The sequence below is a fragment of the Corynebacterium sp. CNCTC7651 genome (assembly GCF_021496665.1).
Taxonomy (GTDB): Bacteria; Actinomycetota; Actinomycetes; order Mycobacteriales; family Mycobacteriaceae; genus Corynebacterium.
Genome location: NZ_CP071246.1, coordinates 478,134 through 503,402 on the forward strand (window position 1 = coordinate 478,134; position 25,269 = coordinate 503,402).

General features: G+C 64.5%; 25 protein-coding genes, 2 pseudogenes and 1 riboswitch. Of the genes and pseudogenes, 8 read left to right on the forward strand and 19 right to left on the reverse strand.

The window, feature by feature from the left end:
* Window positions 1–25 precede the first annotated feature (25 nt).
* The 6 genes and pseudogenes from JZY91_RS02335 to JZY91_RS02360 form a co-directional block, all read right to left on the reverse strand.
* Entirely contained in the window at window positions 26–502 is a 477-nt protein-coding gene (locus JZY91_RS02335) for a response regulator (RefSeq protein WP_234948384.1), read from the reverse strand.
* The gene (locus JZY91_RS02340) at window positions 499–2,385 is read right to left on the reverse strand and encodes a sensor histidine kinase (protein WP_234948385.1); all 1,887 of its coding nucleotides are present in this window, start codon (window positions 2,383–2,385) and stop codon (window positions 499–501) included. Before JZY91_RS02340 ends, JZY91_RS02335 begins: the two co-directional genes overlap by 4 nt.
* A 27-nt stretch (window positions 2,386–2,412) precedes the next feature.
* Window positions 2,413–3,873, reverse strand: a complete 1,461-nt coding sequence (locus JZY91_RS02345) for a DASS family sodium-coupled anion symporter (RefSeq protein WP_234948386.1) — start codon at window positions 3,871–3,873, stop codon at window positions 2,413–2,415.
* 10 nt (window positions 3,874–3,883) lie between these two features.
* Window positions 3,884–4,240: pseudogene (locus JZY91_RS02350) on the reverse strand (phosphomethylpyrimidine synthase ThiC); the annotation flags it as partial.
* Between the two features lie 878 nt (window positions 4,241–5,118).
* The gene (locus JZY91_RS02355; protein WP_234948387.1) at window positions 5,119–5,673 is read right to left on the reverse strand and encodes a hypothetical protein; all 555 of its coding nucleotides are present in this window, start codon (window positions 5,671–5,673) and stop codon (window positions 5,119–5,121) included.
* Window positions 5,674–5,722: 49 nt separating this feature from the next.
* Window positions 5,723–6,883 (reverse strand): ThiF family adenylyltransferase, encoded by a 1,161-nt coding sequence (locus tag JZY91_RS02360; protein WP_370639241.1) that lies wholly within the window; start codon window positions 6,881–6,883, stop codon window positions 5,723–5,725.
* A gap of 132 nt (window positions 6,884–7,015) precedes the next feature.
* Between JZY91_RS02360 and JZY91_RS11690 the strand changes: the two genes are divergently transcribed.
* Window positions 7,016–7,567, forward strand: coding sequence for a cytosine permease (locus tag JZY91_RS11690; protein WP_255695748.1), 552 nt, complete (start codon window positions 7,016–7,018; stop codon window positions 7,565–7,567).
* On the forward strand, window positions 7,503–8,297 hold the full coding sequence (locus JZY91_RS11695) for a cytosine permease (RefSeq protein ID WP_255695749.1): 795 nt from the start codon (window positions 7,503–7,505) through the stop codon (window positions 8,295–8,297). Before JZY91_RS11690 ends, JZY91_RS11695 begins: the two co-directional genes overlap by 65 nt.
* A gap of 22 nt (window positions 8,298–8,319) precedes the next feature.
* Here the strand turns inward: JZY91_RS11695 and JZY91_RS02370 are convergent, their stop codons facing one another.
* From JZY91_RS02370 to JZY91_RS02400, 7 genes are read right to left on the reverse strand one after another with little or no spacing between them, the layout of a single operon-like run.
* Entirely contained in the window at window positions 8,320–9,102 is a 783-nt protein-coding gene (locus tag JZY91_RS02370; protein ID WP_234948389.1) for a thiazole synthase, read from the reverse strand.
* A 4-nt stretch (window positions 9,103–9,106) separates the two neighbouring features.
* A complete protein-coding gene (thiS, locus tag JZY91_RS02375) occupies window positions 9,107–9,310 on the reverse strand; it encodes a sulfur carrier protein ThiS (RefSeq protein ID WP_234948390.1) in 204 nt (67 codons plus the stop codon).
* Entirely contained in the window at window positions 9,310–10,410 is a 1,101-nt protein-coding gene (thiO, locus tag JZY91_RS02380) for a glycine oxidase ThiO (protein WP_234948391.1), read from the reverse strand. Before thiO ends, thiS begins: the two co-directional genes overlap by 1 nt.
* Entirely contained in the window at window positions 10,407–11,069 is a 663-nt protein-coding gene (locus tag JZY91_RS02385) for a thiamine phosphate synthase (protein WP_234948392.1), read from the reverse strand. Before JZY91_RS02385 ends, thiO begins: the two co-directional genes overlap by 4 nt.
* Window positions 11,062–11,346, reverse strand: coding sequence for a Rho termination factor N-terminal domain-containing protein (locus JZY91_RS02390; protein ID WP_234948393.1), 285 nt, complete (start codon window positions 11,344–11,346; stop codon window positions 11,062–11,064). The genes JZY91_RS02385 and JZY91_RS02390 overlap by 8 nt, the downstream gene beginning before the upstream one ends.
* Window positions 11,347–11,357: 11 nt before the next feature.
* Window positions 11,358–12,650, reverse strand: a complete 1,293-nt coding sequence (locus tag JZY91_RS02395; protein ID WP_234948394.1) for a DUF418 domain-containing protein — start codon at window positions 12,648–12,650, stop codon at window positions 11,358–11,360.
* A gap of 37 nt (window positions 12,651–12,687) precedes the next feature.
* Window positions 12,688–13,623 (reverse strand): cation diffusion facilitator family transporter, encoded by a 936-nt coding sequence (locus JZY91_RS02400; protein WP_234948395.1) that lies wholly within the window; start codon window positions 13,621–13,623, stop codon window positions 12,688–12,690.
* Between the two features lie 179 nt (window positions 13,624–13,802).
* Here JZY91_RS02400 and JZY91_RS02405 point away from each other — a divergent pair, with 179 nt between their 5' ends.
* Entirely contained in the window at window positions 13,803–13,967 is a 165-nt protein-coding gene (locus JZY91_RS02405; protein ID WP_234948396.1) for a glycerol dehydrogenase, read from the forward strand.
* Window positions 13,968–13,978: 11 nt separating this feature from the next.
* On the opposite strand, the gene JZY91_RS02410 is transcribed toward JZY91_RS02405, so the two are convergent.
* On the reverse strand, window positions 13,979–14,419 hold the full coding sequence (locus tag JZY91_RS02410; RefSeq protein ID WP_234948397.1) for a GNAT family N-acetyltransferase: 441 nt from the start codon (window positions 14,417–14,419) through the stop codon (window positions 13,979–13,981).
* A 104-nt stretch (window positions 14,420–14,523) separates the two neighbouring features.
* Between JZY91_RS02410 and JZY91_RS02415 the strand changes: the two genes are divergently transcribed.
* Complete coding sequence (locus JZY91_RS02415) at window positions 14,524–15,351, forward strand: S1 family peptidase (RefSeq protein WP_234948398.1); 828 nt, start codon at window positions 14,524–14,526, stop codon at window positions 15,349–15,351.
* Window positions 15,352–15,380: 29 nt separating this feature from the next.
* Here JZY91_RS02415 and hisN read toward each other — a convergent pair whose 3' ends face one another.
* From hisN to thiC, 3 genes are all read right to left on the reverse strand, one after another.
* Entirely contained in the window at window positions 15,381–16,172 is a 792-nt protein-coding gene (gene hisN / locus JZY91_RS02420) for a histidinol-phosphatase (protein ID WP_234948399.1), read from the reverse strand.
* The gene (locus tag JZY91_RS02425) at window positions 16,147–16,986 is read right to left on the reverse strand and encodes an inositol monophosphatase family protein (protein ID WP_234948400.1); all 840 of its coding nucleotides are present in this window, start codon (window positions 16,984–16,986) and stop codon (window positions 16,147–16,149) included. Before JZY91_RS02425 ends, hisN begins: the two co-directional genes overlap by 26 nt.
* 9 nt (window positions 16,987–16,995) lie before the next feature.
* Window positions 16,996–18,783, reverse strand: a complete 1,788-nt coding sequence (gene thiC / locus JZY91_RS02430) for a phosphomethylpyrimidine synthase ThiC (protein ID WP_234948401.1) — start codon at window positions 18,781–18,783, stop codon at window positions 16,996–16,998.
* Window positions 18,780–18,891, reverse strand: a riboswitch (TPP riboswitch). (Overlaps the previous gene by 4 nt.)
* 33 nt (window positions 18,892–18,924) lie before the next feature.
* Between thiC and prfB the strand changes: the two genes are divergently transcribed.
* Entirely contained in the window at window positions 18,925–20,028 is a 1,104-nt protein-coding gene (gene prfB / locus JZY91_RS02435; RefSeq protein ID WP_234948402.1) for a peptide chain release factor 2, read from the forward strand.
* Here the strand turns inward: prfB and JZY91_RS02440 are convergent.
* Window positions 20,025–20,456, reverse strand: a complete 432-nt coding sequence (locus JZY91_RS02440) for a DUF6508 domain-containing protein (protein ID WP_234948403.1) — start codon at window positions 20,454–20,456, stop codon at window positions 20,025–20,027. The two genes, prfB and JZY91_RS02440, sit on opposite strands and share 4 nt — an antisense overlap.
* A 33-nt stretch (window positions 20,457–20,489) precedes the next feature.
* Window positions 20,490–21,794: an MFS transporter gene (locus tag JZY91_RS02445; RefSeq protein ID WP_234949021.1), complete on the reverse strand. Its 1,305-nt coding sequence runs from the start codon at window positions 21,792–21,794 to the stop codon at window positions 20,490–20,492.
* 533 nt (window positions 21,795–22,327) lie between these two features.
* Here JZY91_RS02445 and JZY91_RS02450 point away from each other — a divergent pair.
* The 3 genes and pseudogenes from JZY91_RS02450 to JZY91_RS02460 form a co-directional block, all read left to right on the forward strand.
* Window positions 22,328–23,737: a pyruvate carboxylase gene (locus tag JZY91_RS02450; protein ID WP_234948404.1), complete on the forward strand. Its 1,410-nt coding sequence runs from the start codon at window positions 22,328–22,330 to the stop codon at window positions 23,735–23,737.
* Window positions 23,737–24,273: an acetyl-CoA carboxylase biotin carboxyl carrier protein gene (gene accB / locus JZY91_RS02455; RefSeq protein ID WP_234948405.1), complete on the forward strand. Its 537-nt coding sequence runs from the start codon at window positions 23,737–23,739 to the stop codon at window positions 24,271–24,273. Before JZY91_RS02450 ends, accB begins: the two co-directional genes overlap by 1 nt.
* A 25-nt stretch (window positions 24,274–24,298) precedes the next feature.
* Window positions 24,299–25,222 (forward strand): annotated as a pseudogene (locus JZY91_RS02460) (biotin carboxylase N-terminal domain-containing protein); the annotation flags it as partial.
* Window positions 25,223–25,269: the final 47 nt, after the last annotated feature.

Below are 25,269 nucleotides of genomic sequence, written 5' to 3' on the forward strand. Positions count from 1 at the left end.
TACGCATGACGCAGATCCCGCGCCTCTAGCGACGGCGGACGAGGTCCATTGCGCGCGTCGCGTCGAGGACGTCGAGGTAGGGCAGGGGATCGATGTCCATGTCCTCGACGTAGTCGGTGAGCATGGCGCGCACCACCTGGTGTAGCTCGTCGACGTCCCAGGGCTTAGCAATGTAGTGGTCCAGGTTGGCCTCGTTGACCGCGCGTACCGTGTCGTGCAGCTGCGCCTGGCCGGTGACCAGGACTTTGCGGGTGGCGGCGGTGCGGTCGTCGTCCATCATCTGGACTAGGAACTCCACGCCGGTGGTGCCGGGCATGCGGTGGTCGCAGAGTGCGAGGGCGAGCACGTCGCCGTCTTCGGTGAGCTCGTCGATCACCTCCCAGGCTTCCTCCACGTCGGAGGCGACCTCCATGCGGATGTGTTCAGCAAAGGGCAGCAAGTCGCGCTCAACGGCGGCGCGGACTTCCGCCTCGTCCTCGAGGATCAGGATGGCAAGGTTCATGGTGTGTCTCCTTCGTCGTGTGTGCGCGGGCCGTCAATTGGCAGGCCAACGGTGGCGCAGGTGCCATTTGTTGAAGAGGTCAGTTCGATCGTGCCGTGATGTGCGCTGACGATGCCGCGGCAGATGCTCAGGCCGATACCCATGCCGAAGCGGACCTCCCCATTTTTCGTGGTGAAGCGGGGCTCGAAGAGCTTGTCGATGTGCTCGAGCGGGATGCCGGGGCCGTCGTCAATGACCTCCACGCGCACCCACCCGGGCTTCGGGGCACTCGTGCGGATGGTGATGGTGGAGCCTTTGCCGGACTCCTCGATCGCCTCGGCGGCGTTGGAGATCAGGTTCGTCCACACCTGCGCGATCTGCCCGGGCGTACACGTCACGTGCGGCAGTTCGGCAAAATCCCGTTTGACCTCCACACCGCGCAGTTTGTGGGCGATCAGCTGCAGCGTGTCCTCGATACTTTGGTGCAGGTCCACGTCGGTGACCGGGTCGCCGTCGGGCCGTGCGTATGCGCGTAGCGAGGCCACCAGCTGCGTAATGCGGGTCGATGCGGTGGAGAGGTTGCGCAGGGCAGTGCCTATCGACGCCGCGTGCTCCACCGTCTCGTACTCCAGCTTTCGATTCGCGCGCACCTGCTTGGCAAACTCTACGTCGTGCAAGCCGGCGAGTACCCAGCGCTGGGCGAGTGCCCGATCGCCGGTGACCTCGGTCAGTTCGCGCCGCAGCGCGCGTGCCTCCTTTGTGCTTACCGCGTGCGAGCTGCGCGCCGCCTCCAGCGCGTGGCTGGTCGCGTCTCGCCACCTGCGGTTGGGGCTGGACGCGATCAGGCCTTCGACGTCTTCGGCGAGGTGCGCTGCGGTGCGCTCGATCGCCGCCATCGGGTTGTTCAGCTCGTGGGCAACGCCAGCGGCGAGTTCGCCGAGGGAGGCGAAGCGCGCCTGGCTCATCAGCTCGCGGCGCGCTGCTTCCAGGTTGTGCAGTGCCGTCGTCAAGCGTGCGCGCTCGTCGTCGAGTTGCGCGGTGAGTTCGTGCTGCTCGATCTGGATGTCCTCGGCGCGGCGCAGACGGCGGTCGTAGGAGCGCACGAAGAGGATATTGAACAGGCGCGCAAGCTCCGGCTCCTGGCGGATGAGGTAGTCCACCTGCTCGGTGGGCAGCTGGACTGCGACGACCTCGGTGGTGGTACGCGCGGTAAAGAAGCCGACCCGGTTGCTCGCCAGGGCGAGTAGTCCGATGACGTGGCCGGTGGAGGCGTGGTGCATGACGATATCGCCGGCGTCGGTAAAGCGCTGTAAAAGCACCTGGCCGGAAAGGGCGAAGATGACCTCCTCGACGTAGTGGCCCTCCTTGGTCAGGTAGACCCCCGGCGGGAAAGTCAGGCGCGGCTGGTAGCCCAGGTGCATGTCGGCGGCCTGGATGATGCGGCTGATGATCTCCTGGTCGGTCAGCCCTACGTCCAGTTCGGTGACCTCTGGCAGGGCGAAGGTGCCAGCGATAGAGGGGTCGCGCTTGGCGCGCATGTACCAGTAGCGGTTGAGCTGCTGCTGGATGTTGTGCAGGAGGGCTTCTGCCTTGATCGCCGGGGTGAACACGAGCATGTCGAGCCGCCCCATGTCCGTAAGTGCATCCAGGCCCGCGATCTCTGGCGCGGTGGTCAGCACCATGACGCGGGTGTACTCGAAACCGGGCTCTGAGATCAGCTCCAGCAACGGGTGGTCGGGCGCCAAGCCGTCCTCGTGGACGGTGACGGTGACAAGCGCGAGCGGGTTGCCGTCGAGAAGCGAGCGTAGGTGCTCGACATTATCGGCGGCGAGGATGTCATGCGTGGCGCCCAGTGCCTCGTTGACCACCTGCTGCACGTCGCGGGTGGCCTGGGACTTTCCCACGATAGAGAGGGTGGAACGGGGCAGCACCTAGCTCACCAGCCCCATCAGCTGCCAAACGGAAGGCAGAGCAAAGATCAACAGCAGCGTGGCCACGGTACCGACCACGAGTCCGACTATCGCCATCTGCGGAATGGAGATCTCCTTGGTGGCGTACGCAATCGCGTTCGGCGGAGTGGAGATTGGCAGCGACATGCCCAGCGAGCAGGCGATCGCCACCACCGCGGCAACCACGAGCGGGTCGATGCCGTCGAGGGAGAGCGCCAGCGAGACCGCCAGTGGGAGCAGCAGGTTGGCGGCCGCAGAGTGCGAGATGACGTTCGCCATGCCGAAGCCGATTAGGCTCAGCACGGCGAGGATCGCCAGCGCACCCATGACCTCCCAGCTGACCGAACCGACGAGCCACTCGTCCAGGCCGCTCGCACCCACGCCCGTGCCGAGCGCGATACCACCGGAGACGAGCCACAGCACCGGCCAGTCAAGTGCCTGGACGTCCTTGCCCCTCATCACCTGCAGGCACAACAGTGCCACGACGGGGATGAAGCCGACGGTGTTGGAGGAGATGCCGTGGAGCGGCTCGCTCATCCACAACAGGATGGTCAGACCTGCCACGGCGTAGAAGAGTTTCGCGTCGGTGGCGGTGTTCCACTTCGAGCGCATCTCGATGGAGATGCGGGTTTCAGCGGGGATGAAAACGAGACAGAGAAATACCCAGGCAAAGGCGAGGACAACCAGCATGAAAGGCACCGCCATGAGCATCCAATCGACGAAGGACACACGGATGCCGTGCTCGGCGAGCGCACCGATCGCGATCGCGTTCGGGGGTGTGCCCACCGGGGTGCCGATGCCACCCACGTTGGCAGCGAGCGGGATCGACAGCGCCACGCCGGCGCGCGCTTTGCCCGCGGGCAGCGTCTTGAGAATCGGGATGACGACCGCGAACATCGTCGCTGTGGTGGCCGTGTTCGACATGAACATGCTGAGCACGGCGGTAATCAGCATGAGCCCCAGCACGGTCAGGCGCGCCTTGTCCGGGAAGGGGCGCAACATGATCGCTGCGAGGTTGCGGTCGAGCCCGAACTTCTCCGCCCCGTGCGCGATCATGAACCCGCCGAGGAAGAGGATGATGACCGGGTGGGCCAGCGCAGAGAAATACGCGGATGCAGGAAGCAGCTGGTCTGCTAGTGCTGGATCTCCACCGGTGGGGTCGACTAGCGCGCCGTCGGAGAGTAAGAGGACCTCCAGCAGGATGACCAACACCGCCGTGGCCGTGAGCGGCACAGGCTCGAGCACCCAGAAGACGATGGCGAGTAGGAAGATTGACAGCATCCGATGCCCGGGGGTGGGCAGGTCCGGGATCTGGATGAAGAAGGGGATGAGGAAGCAAGCCACGCCCAAGAGCAGGCCCACCAGCTGCCTTTTGCTGAGCTGGGGGCCTTTGCTCGCGAGCGCCGGCGGGCGTTGTTTCGAGCGGCGTTTTGTCTCCACCATGTGTCGAATTTTACTCGCTACAACCAGGGTTACCGGTTTGGAAGGAGTTCTCTACGGCGTCCGCACGCAGGTAGACCGGCGAGCCTTCCTCGCGAAATTTCTCCGCCATCTGTTCTTTTCCGACAGAAAGCGAGGGGATCCCTAAATTCTGGATGGTCTGCTGCGTGACCGCATCCAAGGCCGCGCCAATTTTGTTGCCGAATTCGTCGCGGATGTCCTGGGAGATACGCATGGAGCAGAACTTCGGGCCACACATGGAGCAGAAGTGCGCCGCCTGCGCGGTATCCGGGTCCAAGGAGAGCGCGAACTGATCCTCCCAGCGGAACTCGAAGCGGGCCTAACTCATTGCGTGATCCCAGTCGCTCGCGCTCACCGATGCGCAGCACGACGCGGTGGTTGATCACCTCGTAGAGCGCGACGTATCCGGACCGATCCCGCCGGGGACGGATAGACGGCACACGTCGATCAGGAAGCACGAAATCACAGTGGGCTGGCCGTGCTGCAGGCGGGCGCGGGCCTTCGCATAAGTGAGGCGCTTGCGCTCACCCGCGAGGGCGTCACGGTTATACAGGACTCACTGGCAGTAACGGTGCGGGCAGAACACTCCAAAACTCACCGGGGGCGCACGGTGCCCATGCTTGATTCACGATGTAAGTGATTCTGGTTAGAGCGGGTTAAAACAATTGGCCCTGGCGATCCTCTTATCCCGGCACCGGGGGATAAGCATCCACACTGGCGGACGGACAACGCCGTTAAGGCATGTGCGGCGCTTTACAAAGATATTGGCGTCCAACTCGAGGATGAGGCTGTCTCTTCCATGTGATCACACGCCTGGCGCACTGTACTCAACCCCCGAGCAGTCGCTTGCGGAGTTCCCGCCGAGATCCGCAGCGCATTCTTCGGTCACACCGAAGCGATGAACGTACGGAATTACACTGATCTGATCGATGTTTCGGCCATGCAGTCGGCACTTGAGGGTGGTGCACTTGATGGTGCACTAGGAGGATGATTCTGGATGATTCTAAATGCTTCTGAATGATCGAAAACGCGCTTAAACAGCAAGGTTAGAATCGAATAACACCTGTTAGCCTCGAATGTAATCCGATAACCCAGAGGTCGTAGGTTCGAATCCTGCCCCCGCTACCAAATGTGATTAAAAGCGGCGCTCTTCACGGAGCGCCGCTTTTTCGTTGCTGAGGGTGACCCTCGGCTCCGGATCCAGGGCGAGCCCCAGAACAAAAACCGCTAGATCGAGGAACCCCTCGGTATCGAGGACCCGCGCAGGCGAGAATCAAAACCGGCGATCTGGCGGTCTGTGATGAAGACATCGTTGATCTCGCCCACCCGCAACACACGGTTCAAGCCGCGGTCGCCGATGTAGAAGTTGCCCTTGCGGTCCGTGGCCACAAACTGTGCGCCGTAGCGGCGGATCTGCAGGTTGCCCATCGCGGGAGCGCCAGCGAAGGTGTTCTTTGGCAGGCAGTTCCACGCGTCCCCGGTCACCGAGTTCATCGCGTTCGCCTCGCCGTACTTTTGGTCGCACTGGTGCCCCGGCATGCGGTCTACCAGCGAGATGCACTGGATGAACTCCTGGCCGTCGATCAGGTACACACCGCAGCGGGCGGTGTCTTGCTGGTTGGAGAACGTGGCAATCGGTGCCTGCGCGGGCAATTGCCGGTAGTCGGCCGGCCACTCCACGCCGCGCGGGTTCCAGGCCGGTTTCCATTCCCCAGCGGTCGCGGTGCCAGTGCCTGCGATGAGTGCAGCGGCGGCGATAACGGTGGCGAGCGTTTTGCGCATGGTTTCTCCCTATAGGTGCTGGTGTTGCGTGCCACTGTTGCTCTACACGCTACTGGCCCCAGCGCTGCGCGCCACCGGGAAGCGAATGCAACGTCAGCCCGCGCTCGCGGGCTACCTCGCCGAACTGCTCCACAAACTTGGCCGATCGCACGCCGCCTGCGCAGTACACCACCACGTCGCCGGCCGGCAGCTGCGCCAGCACGTCGTCGACGCGGCCCGCCTGGTCCAGCTCGCTCATGGGCAGGTTCGGGCCCGGAACCGCGATGTCGCTGAGCACCTTCTCGTGGGGCTCGCGCACATCGAGGGATACAGCGTCGCCGCGCTCGAGCATGCTGATGAGCTCGATACCCTCGTCGCTCGGCACCGCACACGCACCCGCGTACTCGCCAAGTTCAGTGACAAGCTCGCGAGCCGGATCGCGGGTGACATTGAAGTGCCTGATGGTAGCGGTGAGCGCATCGTAGATGTGCAGGCGCCCCACGTTCGCCGCATGGTTGGCAGCGCCGCCACCCGTTCCGATGCCGGTGAGGAACTTCACCACTTCGGTGGACATGAGGCCGCCCACCACGCTCGTCGTCACGCCCAGCACCCCGGCGGTGGCGCAGTCCGGCACCGAGTCCGGGTCCGGCTGGGCGGGGTAGAGGTCGCGCATGCCCACGCCCCCCTCCACCCCGCGCACAGCGGGCGCGCCAGAGCCGGACCACCACAGGGCCACATCGCCGCGATACCGCAGCACGGAGCCCCACACCAAAGGCGTGCCGGTGATCTCGGCAGCATCGGCAGCGAGGAACTTGGTGGTGAAGGTATCGCTGCCGTCGATAAGCACGTCAATGCCCTCGAGGTGCTCAACAATGTTAGCCTCGTCCAGGCGGCCGTCGACGGCGTGGATCGTGATGCCGGGCTGCAGCTCGCGCAGGCGCTCGGCGGCAACCTCCACCTTCTTGCGGCCAACGTCGGCGGCGCCGAAGAGGATCTGGCGGTGGATGTTGCTCAAAGACACCACGTCATCATCCACGACAGTGATCTCGCCCACGCCGGTGGCGGCAAGCGCCTGCATCACCGGGCAGCCGAGGCCGCCCGCGCCGATCACCAGCACGTGAGCGTTGTGCAGGCGCTCCTGCTCTCGGATGCTGAATCCGGGCAGGTTCATTTGACGCGCTGTGCGTGCGAGCTCAGCTTCTGGCAACGAAGTATTTGTATTCGCGGACATCGAAACGACAGTTTAGCTCCGCCTACGAGCAAGCCATGCTTCCCTCCAATTGCCTGCTCTTTCCGGTCGCGCCCGTGAATGCATTTCACTTTGGGCGTTCGCACGGGTGAGGAACCGTCGTAAAGTGTGACCATGGCAAACGAGAAGGCGGCACCCCCGGTGGTTGAAACACTAGGCATCGACATCGTGCCGGAGTCGGAGCGGACAGCGAAGCCCTCGGATTTGTTCTGGCCGTGGTTTGCGGCGAATGTGAGCGTGTTCGGCATCTCCTACGGCTCGTTCATCCTGTGGTTCGGCATCTCATTTTGGCAGGGTGCAATTGTCGCGGCGGTGGGCATCACGCTCTCGTTTTTCCTCTGTGGACTGATCGCCGTGGCAGGCAAGCGCGGTTCCGCACCCACAATGGTGCTCTCGCGAGCAGCCTTTGGTGTGCAGGGGCAGAAGGTTCCCGGCATCGTCTCCTGGCTTACGTCTATTGGATGGGAGACGTTCCTCTCCATCATGGCGGTGCTCGCCACCACCACCGTGATTCGCCAGCTCGGGGGAGACCCCGGCGTCATCACCAGTGTGATTGCAACGGTGATCGTGGCCGCGCTCATTGTTGCTGCGTCGGTGCTGGATGACGGGGTTCGGTCTCGGCTGGATCAACATCGCGGCGGACTGGTCGCGCTACCAACGCCGTGACACGCCGGACGGGGCAATCATCTTTTGGAACACCCTCGGTGGAGCCGTAGCACCCGTGCTCCTTGTCACGTTCGGTCTGCTCCTCGCAGGGTCGGATCCGCAGCTGGCGGACGCTATCGCAGGGGACCCGATCGGTGCACTCGCCGTCATCCTGCCCACCTGGATCCTCGTGCCATTCCTCATCGCCGCAGTGCTGGCGCTGGTATCCGGCGCTGTTCTCGGCATCTACTCTTCAGGCCTCACCCTGATCACGCTCGGCATCAACATCCCGCGCCCCGCCGCAGCCGCGATCGACGGCATTATTCTCACCGCAGGAACGATCTACGTGGTGTTCTTCTCGCAGTCTTTCCTCGGCCCGTTCCAATCGTTCCTGATCACCCTGGGTGTCCCGCTTGCCAGCTGGGCCGGCATCCTCATTGCGGACATCTATTCCCGGCGGCGGGATTACGACGAGGCAGCGCTCTACAACGCCCACGGCCGGTACGGCAGCGTGGACTGGGTGTCCCTCGCCATCTTGGCAACTGCGTCTGTGGTCGGCTGGGGGCTTGTCGCGAACGCGTTTGCGGAGGAAGCTGCCTGGAACAACTGGCAGGGCTACCTGCTGCCGCTGGTGGGTGAGCACTGGGCGGACGCGAACCTGGGTGTCCTCGTTGCTCTAGTACTCAGCTTCATCGTCGCGTGGTTTGCGCGCCGGGGTACCATCCGCCGCCAGGAAACGGGCCAGATGTAGCGCGCCCCTGGCGTAGCCCCATCTACAGCACCGAATCGGCCCAGCTGGCCAAGCCCTCAAAGCTCGACGATGCCACCGCGTGCTCGCGCTTGGGAATACGGCCCGCGGAGCGCGCCAAGCGCCCGGCCTCCACGGCGTGCTTCATCGCCACGGCCATGGCCTCCGGGTCCTGGCAGCGGTTCACCGCACTGGCCAAAAGCACGCCGGAGCAGCCGAGCTCCATCGCCAAGGCGGCATCGGAGGCGGTGCCCACGCCGGCGTCGATAAGCACGGGCACCTCCGCACGGGAGCAGATCAGCTCAATGTTGTGCGGGTTCAAAATACCCAGCCCGGTGCCGATGGGGGAGCCCAGCGGCATGACCGCAGCCGCGCCGAGATCTTCCAGGCGCTTCGCCGCCACCGGATCATCGGACGTGTAGGCGAGCACGGTGAAGCCCTCGGCGACCAGCATTTCGCAGGCGTCCACGGTCTCCACAACGTCGGGAAGCAGCGTGCGGTCGTCCGCGATGACCTCCAGCTTCACCCAGTCGGTGCCCAGCGCCTCGCGCGCCAGCTTCGCGGTGATCACCGCGTCGCGCGCCGTGCGGCAACCGGCGGTATTCGGCAGCGGGGCAATGTTCAGGCGCTTGAGCAGGTCGAACACGGACTCGCCCGCAGCGGCCTTCGCCGCGTGCCTGCGCATGGCCACCGTGGTCAGCTCCGTGCCGGACGCCACCAGCGCGCGCTCCAGCATGTCCATGGAGCTGGATCCGCCGGTGCCCATGATCAGGTGGGAGCCGAACTCCTTGCCAGCAATCTCCAGCATCGGCCTAGCCCCCCTGCACCGCGGTCAGCACATCCACAATCGCGCCATCCGCAAGCTCGGTGCTCGCCCACGCGGAGCGTGGCACAACGTCGCCGTTCAACGCCACCGCGGTGCCCGCCTCCGGCACGTCCCCGAGCACCTCGAGCACAAGCTTTTCGACGTTCCCAGCATCCGTTTCCCGCACCTCATCATTGACGGTGATTCGCATCATTGCCTCCTTGACTGTGCGTGCTGCGCGTGGCGCAGCGGGTCCGTTGCTTCCAACGATATCGGCGGGTCAATCTGTTCCACCAGATCCGCCCCGCAGCGTGCGGCCATGCCCGCCAGCAGGATGCCGTGGCGGAAGTAGCCGGTAGACACCGTCACCCGGTCGTTCACCCGGCCCAGGTAGGGCAGGTCATCCGGGGAGCCGGGGCGGGCACCCGCGGTGGCCTCGAGAAAGTCGCATTCCTCCAGCGCCGGGCAGATCTCGATCGCGTCGCGCAAGAGCTGGTGCACGCCCTGTACCTGCGGCTGGTCGCGGCCATCCTCGCGCGTGGTTGCGCCGATGGTCAGCGTCTTGTCCTCGCGCGGGATCAAGTACACCGGGCGGTCCTCCACAAACCCGCGCACCACGCGGGTGAGCAGCGGATACTGGTGTTCCGGCACGCGCACGTGCAGGATGTCGCCGTACACCGGGCGCAGGTCCAGCGGGTTCGCCTCGCCCTCGTACCACCCGGTGATGTCGGCTGCGCCCAAGCCCGCGGCGATCACCACCTGGTCCGCATCCACCTCGCCCACGTCGTGCACCGCGTAGGGCTCGATGCTTACCGACGCCCCCTTACAAGCGTCCAGAAGCGCCTGCGTGAAGCGCCGCGGCTGCAGCTGGTGGTCGCCGGAAATCTCCACGGCCCCGGCGAGCGCGGGGGAAAGCGCGGGCTCAAGCTGGCGGGCGCGCCGGGTGGTCAGGCGCTCCACCGCCATGCCGTGCAGGTGCTGGTACGCCGCAAGCTCCTCGAGGTGGGTGTTGTCCGCGCGGTCCCGCGCCACCACCAGAGTGCCGTCGGTGCGGTAGCCGGTGGCAACGTCGCTGTAGCGCTGGGTCAGCTCGATGAGCTCCGGGTACCACTTGGCCGCCGCCTGCATGAGGGGGAAGAGCGGGTCCTGCTTGTACACGACCTCCGCTGTCGGTGCGAGCATGCCGCCCGCGTGGTGGGAAGCCCCGCTCGCCGGCGCCGGATCGTGGACGGTGACCTGGTGGCCGCGGTCCGCCAGCGTCAGCGCCGTGGAGAGGCCGATGATGCCGGCCCCGATGATGGAAATCTTCACGGCTTCAGGGTAGCGCCGCGGTCGAACTCCTCCACGACTCGCTGGCAGTAGGCCCGCGGGTCTAAAGCGTGCATGATGCCTCGCACAATGGCCACGCCGTCCACGCCGGTGCGGGCGAGGTCGAAAGCGTCTTCCACAGTCACGTCGCCGATGGCCACCATCGGCACCCGCGATGCCGCGGCGAGCTCGGGGTAGCCCTCCAGGCCGATAAGGGCGCGGCCGGAATCCTTGGTGGGCGTGGCGCGGAACGGGCCGCAGCCGACGTAGTCCAGCACGTTCGCGTCTTTGTTCGCGGCCTGTACCAGCTCGAGCGTGCCGGTGGTCAGGCCGATCACGGCGTCCGGGCCGAGTAGCCGGCGGGCCGCTCGCACGTCCAGGTCGTCCTGGCCCAAGTGCACGCCGGCGATATCCACCCCGGCATCGCGGAGTGCCAGGGCGACGTCCAAGCGATCGTCGATAAGCACGGGCACCTCGGGGCGCACCGTGTGCACGGCGCGCGCCACCTCGGCGGCGAGGGTGTAGAGCTCGCGTGCGGAGATCGGCTTGGAGCGGACCTGGATGATGCCGGCGCCACCCGCCGCGGCCTCAGCGCAGCGCTGCACGACATCCTCGCTGCGGCCGGTGACAAAGTAGCAGCGCAAGTCCAGCGGTTTAGTCACGCAGCGCCTCGACCAGCTCGTCCTTGGTCATGCTGGAGCGGCCCTCAATCTCGAGTTCCTGGGCGCGCTCATACAGCTCATCTTTCGTCCAGTCCTCGTAGGAGCCGGACTCGCCGCCGCGCTTGCCCACCTTGGAGCGGCCGTCGCGCGCCGCGGCGTTCGCAATCGCGGCCGCCTTGGATTTGGAGTTGCCCTCCTCGCGCAGCTTCTCGTACAGCTCGCCGTCCTTGACGCTCGGGCCGCCTGGAGTGTCCTCTGGGTGCTTATCCTCAGCCATGCCCGCCGATACTACTGGGATTGCTGCTCAAGCTGCGGGGACGTGGGCAGCGCGGCAGGGGAGTACGGCTCCAGGCGCTTTGTCGGGCCATAGGACAGGCGGCGGTGCACCTGCTCGAACGGTCCAGGCGTGCCCGTGTGCTCCAGGATCACAGCCAGGATGAGCGTGATAATCCACACCGCCAGGCCCACAAGGAGCTTGCCGCTTACGGACGCTTCCAGGCCCCACCCCAAAGTAAACGGCATGACCAGCAGGATGAACAGGATGGACTGCGCGAGGTAACCGGACATGGAACGCTTTCCCAGCGCCACGAACGGGTACGCCCACGCCGGGGCGGTGGAGGTGCCGGTGGCTTCTGCCTGGGCGTTCATGCCCTGCTGGATGGAGTTGGTTATGAGCGCGAGGCCGGCCAGGATGGCGGGGCCGGTGAATAGGCCCAAGCTCGAGTTGAGCAGGGAGAGGGACAGCTCCAGCCGCGGGTCGAGCACGCCGATGCCGCTCAGCCCCCACGGCAGGCCGATGAGCAATACGATCGCGGTGCCGACGCCAACCCAGGTCCACAGGATGCGGCGGTGCTGGTCGACGTTAACCAGGTAGCCCTCGCGTGCCCAGATGTAGCCGATGAGCACCAAGCCGCCCAGCTCCAGCACGGCGAACGGGACGCTCACAAGCATGAATAGGCCGTCTGTGGCGTTGGTGCGGAAGTAGTCGCCGACGCTGGTGATGTCGGTGGTGAGGGTCATCATTTCTACCGGCAGCGCCGCGGCTTCGAAGAAGTACAGGCCAACCGCACCGATGACGCCGAAGAGCGCGCTCGCGATCAGGGAAAGGTACGCGATGATGCGCAACGTCTTGGTCTGGCAAGTGAAGAGCAGCGCCACCACCATGCCGGTCACGCCGTACACGGCCATGATGTCGCCCATGAAGAGCAAGAACATGTGCGCGAGACCGAAGAGGGCGAGGATGCCGTAGCGGCGCAGTAGGATGCGGCGCGCATTCTTGGCCGGGTAGCCCTTGCGGTACAGGCTGGCCGCGATCAGCCCGATGCCGAAGCCCAGCAAGGTGGAGAACATCGGCAGGCCGCGCACGTGCACGAACAGGGCGGAGAAGACTGCGGCCACCTGGTCGGCGACGTTGCCCTCGCGGACACCACCCAGGGTGGAGCCCGGCCCGCCAGCCTCGTCGTAGCCGTTGAGCAACCACGCCTGGACCGCGTTGGCCATGGCGATGCCCGCAAGCGCGAGGCCGCGGGCGAGGTCGGGGACGATCAGGCGGGGCTGGGGTTGCGTCGTAGGGCGATTCACGCCACCAGAGGCTACTCCTTCAGAAGCGCATCGGCATTTACACCCACATCGGGCCGGTTGTGGTCTCAATCCCCAGCGGCTCGATGTGCACAATGGTCTCGGCCCCGCCTAGCGCAGCAGCCAGGCCGGTTTCCACCTTGTCCGCGAAGTCGTGCGAGTGGTTCACCGTCCAATCACCCGGCACCTGCATGACCACGTTGATCAGCCTGTCCCGGCCGAAACTGGTCGTGCGCAGGGACGTGAAGGCCACACCGTTTTCCGCGGCGAACTGGTCCAGGAATTCCTCCACCACGGCAATCTCGTTCAGCGGCAGCGCCTCAGACAGCAGCCCGGCCATCGCGCCGCGCAGGAGCTGGTAACCGGTGAAGAGGATGTTGGCGGCAACCAGCAGTGCCACCACGGGGTCCAGGATCTCCCAGCCGGTAAGCCACACCAGCGCCATGCCGACGATGACGCCGACGGTCGTCCAAACGTCGGTAAGCAAATGCTTCCCGTCCGCCTCGAGCGTGCTTGAGCGGTGCGCCCGGCCGGCACGCACCAGCATCATGCCCACGACCAGGTTCAGCACCGTGGCCACGATGGAAAACACCATGCCCACACCCAGCTGCTCCAGCGGCTGCGGGTGGATAATGCGGGAGACGGATGTGTAGATGATCGCTGCGGCGGCGACCAGGATCAGCGAACCCTCCACCTGCGCGGAGAAGTACTCGGCCTTCGCGTGGCCGAAGTTGTGGTTATCATCCGCCGGCTTGGCCGCCAGTTTCAACGCCCACAGCCCCACGCAAGCTGCGACGAGGTTGATCACGGACTCCAGCGCGTCCGAGAGGAAGCCGACAGAGCCCGTCACCCACGCCGCGGTGATCTTCAGGGCGATGGTGATAACAGCAACGGCGATGGAGAGCCACATGTAGCGCTCAAGCAGGCGCTGTTCTTCGGCGCGGCTGGTTGATTCTGTGCGCAAGGTCGATTCCATGTGCAAGACCCCTTTCGGAACCGGTTGTTAGTCGGACCGAAGGTCTCGCTCACTCACCGCGCGCTGGCGGCGAGCCGGCGCCCCGGGCCCCGCGCAGGGCCAGTATGTCGAGTGCGCCGATTCGGGAGCTACTCCCCTTCAACAGGGCCGAAGTGTAGCACCCTGCTACGTTGGGGCCCATGGAACGTTGGCTTGTAGCAATTGGCGGCGCCGTCGTGGGCGCCCTGTTTTTCGGGTGGCTTTTGCAGATGCTGGGTGTTACCGGCATCCTCTACACCGTGCTGGTGCTCATCGGCTCCGCGGTGACCTCGTCCGCCGCCGGGGCACTCTTCCGCCCCCGCTAGGGGCTTTTTGCTTATCGACGAATCCTCATCACCACATGGGGAATACCCGTGTCCAAGAACTCTTCGCCCTCGGCGACAAAGCCGAAGCGGGAGTAATACTCCTTCAGCCCCGCCTGCGCGTCGATGACTAGATCACCCGGCCACTGTTTGGTGAACTCAATGCAGGCGGCGACAATCTCGGGGCCAAGCCCGGTGCCGCGGGCCTCTGGGGCGACCACGAATCTGCCGAAGCGGGATCCGGTGTCTGTAGGGAAGGCCCGTGCGCAGCCCGCAAGGTGCCCGTTGCTGTCCACAGCAAGCACGTGGAACGTGTCTTCTGCCGCGTCCACGTCATCGAGTTCCTTAAAGGGACAGCCCTGCTCCGCCACGAAGACATCCACCCGGAGCCGGAACAGTGCAAATGCCTCGAGCGCTGTCATGTCTTTGAGCTGTACAAACTTAAGCGTTGCCACGCCGTAATCCTAAGGTTCTGGCACGCGCGACCAAAAAGTGGCAAGGTATTCGTGTGTTACTGGTGTGAAACCAGTGATGTTGTGAGGTTTGTGAAAGGGTAGGCATGATCCGTCGTCGTGTAGCCGCAGCAGCGGCTGTAGTAATTGCTTTCACCAGCGCATTTTCACCGGTTGCAAACGCGCATGAGGTGACCAACTACATCTGGCGCAACGATGTGTTCTCCAAGACCCTCGCCGGCAAGCCGTTCGTGGACCGCGTGCTGCACCGCGTGCCCGGCTCGTTGCACGACGCGCCGAGGATTCCGGAGGAAGCCCGCCAGGCGGAAGCGCGCGGCAACGCTCTCTACGGCCCCGGCACCCCGATCTACGTGGGGCAGGGCGAGGACGCGCTTTTCTGCACCGTGGCAGTGGCGGGCTACGACGATGCCGGCAACAAAGTGGCGCTGACGGCCGGCCACTGCGCCAAGGAAGGTGACCCGGTCACCTCTGCGGACGCGGAGAAGCTGGGGCCCACCGGCACCGTGGTGGCCGTGGACCGAAACCTGGATTACGCCCTGATCCGCCTCGCGCCGAACACCGAGGTCACCCGCACGTACGACGGCGTCACCATCAACCACATCGGTTCCGCCCCAATTGCCCCCGGGAAGCCGGTGTGCAAGAAAGGTGTCGCTTCCGGTGTGACCTGCGGTATCACGTGGTGGGACTGGCAAGCGATGAACATCAACCAGGTGTGCGCGATGCAAGGCGACTCCGGCGGGCCGCTGTTTGTGGATGACCGCCTGGTGGGCTTTGTCAACGGCGGATTGTTCCCGCCGCCGTTCGCGGTGGCTTGCCACTCGCCGCTGCAGGGCCCGCTCCACTCACCGACGGGTTCCGCCCGCGCGGACGCCGTGTTCCCGCGCCTGGAGGGCGGATTCCGCCTGCCCGGGTAACCCGCCAAGCGGATCACCCACGCAGCAAGCTATCCGCCCAGCTGGTCGAGCACGGCATCGTGCAACAGGCCGTTCGTGGCCACTGCATCGCCGCCGTGCGGACCGTCCTGGCCAGCCAGCGAGGTGAACCGGCCTCCCGCCTCCGCGACCAAGATGGCCAGCGGCGCGAGGTCCCACAGCGACACCTCCGGCTCAGCCGCGATGTCCACCGCGCCCTCCGCCACTAGGCAGTAGCTGAAGAAGTCGCCGTACCCACGCAGCCGCCACGTCTGTTCCGTCAGGCCGATGAAGTTGTCGCGCAGACCCCGCTCCGTCCACCCCTCCAGGGAGGACATGGACAAGGATGCATCCTCCAACGAGCCCACCTCGGAGACCGCGAGGCGCTTCAACGCACCGCCAGCAAAGGTGCGCCACGCGCCAGCGCCCGAAGAGGCGTACCAGCGGCGTGCCAAAGCCGGGGCGGCAACCACACCCACCACCGGCTCGCCGTCCACCAGCAGCGCGATCAGCGTCGCCCACACCGGCACGCCTCGCACGAAGTTTTTCGTGCCGTCAATCGGGTCAATCACCCATTGCCGGCCCTCAAAGACTGCTTCGCCGCCGAACTCCTCGCCCAGCACAGCGTCCGCCGGGCGAGCTTCCGCGAGCTTTGCCCTCAGAGCTTCCTCAACAGCCAAGTCAGCGTCCGAAACCGGGGTCATGTCCGGCTTCGACTGCACCTTCAGATCAGCCGCCTCGAACCGCTCGAGCGTAATCGCATCTGCGAGGTCTGCCAGCTCAAGCGCAAGGGCCAAGTCATCGGAGTAATTCGGGTGAGTCATGGCCCAGAAGTCTAGCCTCCACCTCCGCAACCAGCTGGTGGCTCCCCGCCACGCACCACGTCACGCCTCCGGCATCCACCTTCGTCGCACGCCCGCCGACAGCCTCCACCAGCGCTTTACCCGGCAGCCAATCCCAGTCCGCCACCGAGTGCTGCAGCCAGCCACCCATCAGCCCGCTGGCAATCCCCGCAAGATCTACCGACCCCGCGCCCCACATCCGGATCGTCGCCGCGTCCCGCACCGCGCGCAGCCACGCCCCCAGGATGTCCTCGTCCCCCATGAAGGTGGGGTGCAGATAAGTTACCAGGGCTTTTTCGCTTATCGACGCTCCCTCGATACCACCAAGCTCCACCCCATCTGCGGTTGCTTTCCCCTCCGCAGCCAACCAGGTAGTCCCAGTCGCCGGGCGGTGCACGGCACCGATCAGCGCGTTGCCGTCCGCCGGGTCTCCCTCCGCCAGCGCGATGGCGGAGCAAAAGTAGTCGGAGCCCTGCGCGAAGTTGTACGTGCCGTCCACCGGATCGATCACCCAGGTCCGGCCTGTCTTGGACGCGCGTGCTGCGCCTTCTTCGCCGAGCAAGCCGTCGTCGGCACGCAAAGCCCCAAGTGCCTCGGCGACAAACGCCTCCGCGGCGTGGTCCGCCTCCGTGACCACGTCGGACACTGAGGTCTTCTGGTCCGTGCTCAGGCCTGCGGCGCGCATGCGCAAAGCAAGCCCACCGGCGTGCTCCACCAACGCGGCGGCAAGCTCTGCGTCGGTGGAGTGGCGGTGGGCTTCAATGAATTGTGCTGTGGTGGGAGCTGTGGAAGTCACAGCCCCTGATTATTCCTGAACGTAGACGTTCGAGCCGAGCTCGCGGAACTCCTTCGCCATCTCGCGCTCACCGCGGCGGAAGTCCTCGCCCTTGGCAAACGTCGGGATGCCCAGGTCAGCGATCAGCTTCCGGTTCTCATCATCCAGCGCCTCATCGATGGCGTCGCCGAACTCGTCGCGAATGTCCTGGCTGATGCGCATGGAGCAGAACTTCGGGCCGCACATGGAGCAGAAGTGCGCGGTCTTGGCAGGCTCTGCCGGCAGCGTCTCGTCGTGGAAAGACTCCGCAGTCTCCGGGTCGAGGGAGAGCGCGAACTGGTCGTGCCAGCGGAACTCGAAGCGGGCCTTGCTCATCGCGTCGTCCCACTCGCGCGCACCCGGGTGACCCTTGGCCACGTCGGCGGCGTGGGCGGCGATCTTGTAGGTGATCACACCGGTCTTCACATCGTCGCGGTTCGGCAGACCCAGGTGCTCCTTCGGGGTGACGTAGCACAGCATCGCCGTGCCACCCATTGCGATGTGGGCAGCACCGATCGCGGAGGTGATGTGGTCGTAGCCCGGTGCGATGTCGGTCACCAGCGGGCCGAGGGTGTAGAACGGCGCGCCGCCGCACCATTCCTCTTCCTTCTCGTTGTTGATCTGGATCATGTTCAGCGGCACGTGGCCCGGACCCTCAATCATCACCTGCACGTCGTACTCCCACGCGCGCTTGCACAGCTCGCCGATGGTCTTCAGCTCTGCGAACTGCGCGGCATCGTTCGCATCCGCGACGGAACCCGGGCGCAGGCCGTCGCCGAGGGAGAAGGCGACGTCGTACTGCGCGAAGATTTCGCACAGCTCATCGAAGTTCTCGTAGAGGAAGGACTCTTTGTGGTGCGCCAGGCACCAGCCGGCCATGATGGAGCCGCCGCGGGATACGATGCCGGTAACGCGCTTGGAGGTCAGCGGGATGTACGGCAGGCGAACGCCGGCGTGAATGGTCATGTAGTCCACGCCCTGCTCGCACTGCTCAATGACAGTGTCGCGGAAGATTTCCCAGGTCAGGTCCTCGGCGATGCCGTTGACCTTCTCCAGCGCCTGGTAGATCGGCACGGTGCCGATCGGCACCGGGGAGTTGCGCAGAATCCACTCGCGGGTGGTGTGGATGTCGTTGCCCGTGGAGAGGTCCATCACCGTGTCCGCGCCCCAGCGGGTGGCCCAGCGCAGTTTGTCCACTTCCTCGCGAATAGAAGAGGTGACGGCGGAGTTGCCGATGTTGGCGTTGATCTTGGTCAAGAACGCGTTGCCGATAATCATCGGCTCGCTCTCCGGGTGGTTGACGTTGTTCGGGATAATCGCGCGACCGGATGCCACCTGCTCGCGCACGAACTCCGGATCGCAGTGCTCGCGCAACGCGACGAAACGCATCTCGTCCGTAATGATGCCCTGGCGCGCGTAGTGCATCTGAGTGACGCGCTTGCGGTCCTTTGCCTTCAGCACAGGACGGGACGCACCGCGCCACTCCTCGCTGGCGGCGCCGCGCTTGACGGCGCGGGTGCCGTCATCGTTCAGGTTGCGCTCGCGCCCCTGGTAGGACTCCACGTCACCGCGGCCCACGATCCACTCGCCGCGCAGGTCCGGCAGACCCTCCTCCGGCTCCGCCCACGGCCCGCGGGTGCGGTACACCTTGAACGGTGCGTTAGGGCCGGTCGGGGAATCATCCAGCTGAATCGCGGTTTCCGGAACCTCAAGGCCATCCTTGAGAATCGGGGCGTAGCTGTGCTTGGGGTGGATTTCTTGCGCGTATAGGTCGGCCATGCCGCTCCTTCACTTCCTTCGCTGGTGCTAGCCAGACAGGTTCAAACGGTGCTCGCGCGGCTTCAGCGCGATCTCAGCCCGCTGCCGCGGGCACCCGTGTTTGGGTCGGGCCCAAGTCTAGCTCTACTAAGGTGTAGCGGTATGCAACCGGACACCCAAGCGCGTATCAAAGACCTGGACACCACCCTGACCACCATTGAACAGGTGCTGGACTTGGACCAGATGGCGCTGCGCGTCCGCGAATTGGAGGACCAGGCAGGGGACCCGAGCCTGTGGGATGATCCCTCGCACGCCCAGCAGGTCACCTCCGAACTTTCCAACGTCCAGGCACGGTTGAAGAAGGTCACGTCCTTGCGTGAGCGGTTGGATGATCTGCCGGTGATGTATGAGCTGGCGGAGGAAGCCGGGGAAGCGTCGATGGCTGATGAGGAGCTGGCGGACATCGCCACCCAGATCGACTCGCTTGAGGTGCAGACCATGCTCTCTGGCGATTACGACGAGCGTGAGGCAGTGGTGAACATCCGTTCCGGCGCGGGTGGCGTGGATGCCGCTGACTGGGCGGAGATGCTCATGCGCATGTATGTGCGCTGGGCGGAAAAGAACGGCCACAAGGTGGATGTGTACGACATCTCTTACGCCGAGGAGGCCGGCATCAAGTCCGCCACCTTTGTTGTCCACGGCGAGTACATGTACGGCCAGCTTTCGGTGGAGCAGGGCGCACACCGCCTAGTGCGTATTTCCCCGTTTGATAACCAAGGGCGCCGCCAGACCTCTTTCGCGGAGGTGGAGGTGTTGCCGGTGGTGGAGCAGACCGACCACATCGACATTCCGGACTCGGACATCAGGGTGGATGTGTACCGCTCGTCCGGCCCTGGCGGACAGTCCGTGAACACCACCGACTCCGCTGTGCGCATCACCCACATTCCCACCGGCATTGTGGTGACGTGCCAGAACGAGAAATCCCAGATCCAGAACAAGGCATCCGCCATGGGCGTGCTGCAGTCACGCTTGCTGGAAAAGAAGCGCCAGGAAGAAAAGGCGGAGATGGATGCACTCGGCGCAGGCGGCAACGCCAGCTGGGGAAACCAAATGCGCTCGTACGTCCTGCACCCGTACCAGATGGTGAAGGATTTGCGCACCGAGTATGAGGTGGGCGACCCGCAGAAGGTGCTTGACGGGGATATCGACGGCTTCCTTGAAGCCGGCATCCGCTGGCGCATGGCGCAGCTTCAGGGCGAAGACTAAGCCAGTTCCGCGAAGGCCTTCATCAAGCTCAGTAGCGAGCCGTCTTTGAGGTGGGTGTCAATGTGCCCGTCGCAAAACCGCTCGCCGCGCAGCACATACGTCAGCTCGGCCCAGAGGCGTTCGTGGGATTGCGGCCCGTAATCGTGTTCCACTTCGCCGTTGAACAGCTCGCCGTAAATCGCCATGGCTGCGTCCCGGTCGAACCGCTCGGAATGCTCAAGATAGAGGGTTGCGGACCACAGCCCGTCGTACAACCATTCCGGATACTTCGGCCAGCCTAAGGCGATGATGCCGCTCGGCTCTTGAAGCGCAGGGTGCCATTCCACCGTGGTCTCGCCAGCCTCCAGATGCTGGAGCATGCTCGTAGCTGCGCTACGGCGTTCCTTCTGGGTCATTGCCTCTACGTCCATGACAAAAGGCTCCCACATAGGGGAGCCTTAAGCCGGGAAATAACCGGAGGTTTAAGCGTCGCGCAGGTCGATGCCCTTCGTCTCCGGGAGGATCCACATGCTGATGAACGTGAGCACGCAGAGCACCACGACGTAGATGCCGGAGATGTGGGTCAGGTCCTGGGCGGTGAACCACTGGAAGATGTACGGAGCGGTACCACCGAACACGGCAACGGACAGGGAGTACGCGAAACCGATGCTAGAGGTGCGCTGGGAGGTGGGGAAGACCTCGGCCATGATCGGGGCGAGCAGGGCGCCACCGGCGGCGACCACCACAACAGCCAGGGTCGCGGAAACCAGCATCGTCCACGGGCGAGCGTCGATAAAGCCCATGAGCGGGATCTGCAGCAGACCCATGGCCACGGCGAAGATGAACATCACCGGCTTGCGTCCGATGCGGTCGGAGAGCGCACCCCACAGCGGCAGGGCAATCAGGCCACAGAGCTGGGCGAATACCGAGGTCCAGTAGGCGCCCTGGGTGGACATGCCCTCGTGGGTGATGGCGTAGGTGGAGACGTAGCTGGTCCACGTGTAGTGCGCAGAGGTGACACCGGAAACCATGCCGATGACCAGCAGGATGTTGACCCAGTTCGGGCGCTTCGGGGTGGCCGGGCGTTCGGCCGCGAGGTGGTCGTAGCTGTCGGTGCCGCCTTCCTGCAGCTCCTCGAAGTGGTCGGACTCCTTCATGTGGCGGCGCAGGTAAAGGGCAATCAGAGCTGCCACGGCACCCAGCCAGAACGGGATACGCCAGCCCCACGCAGCAATCTGATCGTCGGTCAGCGTCAGCGAAATAATGCCGCCGAGGGTGTAGGCGATCACGGAACCACCGAAGATGGACATGTAGACCATGGAGCCCCACTTACCGCGGTGGGCGGGCGGTGCGATTTCGGGGATGTAGCTGTTAGCGGTGGCGGACTCGCCGCCGTGGGCGAAGCCCTGGGCAACGCGGATGATCAGCAGCAGGATGGAGGCCCAGATGCCAATCTGCTCGTAGGTGGGCATGATGCCGATCAACACGGCGCTGAGCGCCATGATGATGATCGTGGTCATGAGGACGTTCTTGCGGCCGACGCGGTCTGCGATACGGCCGAATACGATGCCGCCGAGCGGACGGACCAGGAAGCCGATGGCAAAGACGCCGAAGGTGGCCAGCAGCGCGGACATCGGATCCGATTTGTCGAAGAAGGCTGCGGCGATGAACGGTGCGAAGACGGCGTAGGAGCTCCACTCGAACCACTCGAGCAGCTGGCCGATAAGGCTGGCGCCGAGCGACTTACGGTCCGCGGGGCGTTCCGCTTCAATGTGGGTGGTACCCATGCCGCGGCGTTTTGCCGCCGGCTGAGACACTGGTTGCGACACTTAATCCTCCCTCAGGTGACTGTGTTGGTGTTGGGGGAAATCTATAACGCCGCTCACAGCCCGCGGGAGTGGGTGGAAAATCTCCAATGGTCACATGTGTGTAGTTCGTCACCATTTCATTAAAAGGGCAGGTGAGGGACTTGAAGTAGAAAGCTTCTACCTCGAAATATGTTCGCTATGCGAACCGCTGTGCACTTAGCGCACCCTCTTTCGGGGGAGGGCATTCAAAAAGTGTTCGGGCCGGGCAATGCCGTGCGTACAGTTACTGCAACGGAGCAGGTTGGTTCGGCCTCGCCGTCGGACCCGCCCGTGCCCCGCGTACGGCACGTTTAAGGAGGTAATTATGGCTGCTCTGAGCCCTGAAGAGCTGAGCACTGAGACCCTCGCTGAAATTTTTGCTGCGGGTGGTCGACCCGCGGACAGTGAGCGAGAAATCAAAATTGTCGATACCACGTTCCGCGATGCGCACCAGTCCATCTGGGCGGACGCGCATGAGGACCGAGCACATCCTCGATCTTCTGGACGATGTGACCAACGCGGGCTTCGAGCACGTCGACCTCGTTGCCCCGATCGAGTTCGATGTGCCGGTGCGCTACATCAGGGAAGATCCCTGGGAGCGCGTTCGCCTTGTGCACGAGGCTGCACCTGACACCAAGTTCCGCGCGATGGTGCGCTCCCGCAACTTGGCATCGTTCGACTTCCTGCCGGACGACGTCATCCACACCTGGGTCGAGCGCCTGCGCGCCAACGGCTTTGCTGTCATCGGCGCGTTCGACGGCCTGAACGACATCGACAACATCGCAGACACCCTGATTCTGGCGAAGGAATTGGGTGCAGAGACCTACGGCTGCTTGTCCTACTGCCTGAGCCCGGTGCACACCGACCAGCTCTACATTGACAAGGCCAAGGAGCTGCTGGATCGCACTGACTGCGACCGCATCATGCTCAAGGACGCACCCGGCCTGCTCACCCCGGACCGCATGAAGACCATCATTCCGGCCATCCGTTCCGTGATCGGTGACCGCACGCTTGAGGTCCACACCCACTCCCTGACCGGCCTGAGCCCGCTGACCTACCTCTTCGCCGCTGAGCTTGGTGTCGACGCAATCCACACCTCGATCGCGCCGCTGGCGAACGGCCAGGGCCAGCCTGCTACCCAGGCGCTGGCACGCGACCTCCGCGCACTTGGCTACACCGTGAATATTGACGACGATCGAGTGGACGCAGCCTCCAAGCGCATCCAGGAGATCGCAGACAACGAGGGCAAGCCGGTGGGCAAGCCGCGCGCCTACGACGGTGTCCACTACATGCACCAGCTGCCGGGCGGCATGCTGACCAACTTCGAATCCCAGCTGGCAACCGCGGGCCTGTCGGACCGCTTCGAGGACCTGCTCTACGAAACCGCACGCGTGCGCGAAGAGCTGGCGTACCCGATCATGATCACCCCGTTCGCCCAGTTCGTGGGTACCCAGGCCGTGATGAACGTGATCTCCGGCGAGCGCTACTCCGTGGTTCCGAACGAGATCAAGAAATACGCCCTCGGCTACTACGGTGAGCCGCTCGCGCCGCTCGATCCGGACGTGCTGGAGAAGATCATCGCCAACGGCTCCTCCGAGATCAAAGAGGAGCGCCCGGAGCTCCAGCCGGCGCTTCCGGCTCTGCAGGAGCAGTACCCGGACGACGACATCGACACGATCCTGCTGCGCGCCACGATCTCCGGCAACAACGTCGACGAGATGAAGCGCTACATCGCCGAAGGCCGCTCCGGCCAGGGCGAAGGCATCGCCGGCGGCTCCTTGACCGCACTGGTCAAGCAGATGGCAGACATCGCCGAGACCGGACAGTTCCGCCTCAAGGCAGAAGACCTCGAAATCAACCTCACCAAAGGAGAGCAGAAGTAATGTCTAACACCCCGAACATCAACGAGATCAAGTCCCTCCTCGAGTGGGTTAACCAGTCCGGCGACATCCAGGAGCTGAACATCAAGTACGGCGACATCGAGCTCGCGATGTCCCGCACCCCGGGTGGCCTGAACCAGCAGGTTGCCGCGCCGGCACCCGCTGCTCCGGCTCCGGCAGCTCCGGCTGCTCCGGCTGCTGAGTCCGCTCCGGCACCGGCCGCACCGAAGGCTGAAGAGGCACCGGCCGAAGCTGAGGCTCCGGCTCCGGCAGCAGAGAAGGCTGCGCCGGCTTCCTCCGGCAACGGCACCGAGGTCAAGTCCCCGATGGTGGGTACCTTCTACGCCGCCCCGAAGCCGGGCGCAGACCCGTTTGTCAAGGTCGGCGACACCGTTGAGGTGGGCCAGGTGCTCTGCATCGTCGAGGTCATGAAGCTCATGAACAACATCGAGGCCAAGGTTGCCGGCACCGTCACCGAGATCCTCGTGGAGAACGAGGATGCCGTTGAGCACGGCCAGGTGCTCATGGTGATCGAGTAAGAATCAGACGAGAAGTAGGTAACAAATGGCAGAGCAAGAACAGCTGCTTGGCAGCGTCCTCATCGCCAACCGCGGTGAGATCGCGCTGCGCGTTATCCGCGCCTGCAAGGAACTCGGCATCAAGTCGATCCTGGCCTACTCCGAAGGCGACCGGGATTCCCTCGGCGTCAAGGAAGCAGACCAGGCCGTGTGCATCGGCCCGGCCAACGCCGCGAAGAGCTACAACGTCCCCGAGCTGATCGTCTCGGCCGCGATGGCATTCAAGGCCGACGCAATTCACCCGGGCTACGGCTTCCTTTCTGAGAAGTCCAACTTTGTCAAGATGGTCGAGGACGAGGGCATCGGTTTCGTCGGCCCGTCCTCCGAGCACATTCGCTTGATGGGCGACAAGATCGAGGCGAAGAAGATTGCCCAGCGCGCCGGCGTTCCCACCGTTCCGGGTTCGGACGGCGTGGTCACCGAGTTCGACGAGGCACTCGCGGTGGCAAAGGAGACCGGTTTCCCGCTGCTGATCAAGGCTGCCGCCGGTGGTGGCGGCCGCGGCATGCGCGTGGTCGAGAGCGAGGACACGCTGGAGAAGGACCTGAACGAGATCATGAACGAGGCCCAGTCCGCGTTCAATGACTCCTCGGTCTACATCGAGCGCTACCTCACCGACATCCGCCACATTGAAATCCAGGTGCTGGCGGACGGCGAGAACGCAATTGCCCTCGGCGAGCGCGACTGCACCTCCCAGCGCCGCAACCAGAAGCTCATCGAGGAGGGCCCGTCGCCCGCCATCGACGAAGAGCTGCGTGCTGGCCTGCAGGAAGCTGCCGTCAACCTCTGCAAAGAGGTGGGCTACAAGAACGCGGGCACGATCGAGTTCGTCTTCGACAACGTAGAGCGCAAGTACTACTTCATCGAGATGAACACCCGTATCCAGGTGGAGCACCCGGTGACCGAGATGATCACTGGTGTGGACCTGATCAAGGAGCAGCTGCGTATCGCCTCCGG